The sequence below is a fragment of the Flavobacterium cupreum genome, from assembly GCF_003996965.1.
Taxonomy (GTDB): domain Bacteria; phylum Bacteroidota; class Bacteroidia; order Flavobacteriales; family Flavobacteriaceae; genus Flavobacterium; species Flavobacterium cupreum.
Window position 1 is genome coordinate 1 of the sequence record NZ_QWDM01000218.1, and the last position, 295, is coordinate 295.

General features: G+C 36.3%; 1 protein-coding gene. It reads right to left on the reverse strand.

Annotated elements, in window-relative coordinates:
• Positions 1 to 269: hypothetical protein (locus tag D0817_RS25385; protein WP_202866547.1), on the reverse strand; the 269-nt coding region annotated here is incomplete at its 3' end.
• Positions 270 to 295 lie beyond the last annotated feature (26 nt).

The window sequence follows — 295 nt, forward strand, 5'->3', positions numbered from 1 at the left end:
TGTTCGAGTCCATCGGCTTTGTACTGTATATGATTGTACAAAAACCAATAAATCTTATCACACGTTTCTTTCAATGAACTTTTTTGCAACACCTTTGCAACTTCCTTTGTCTGATGGTTATATTTTACAACCATTTCTTTAATCATTCTCACCGTATCAAAAGTATTGCCGTTGCCCAGTTTAGTCTTATCACAGCTAACACGTGGAAACAACGGTTCGTACTCCTGACCGCCTAAGATGTTCCTTTGTAACAAGTTATCAATATCCATTTATCTCATTTTCGTTCTTGTGTTAG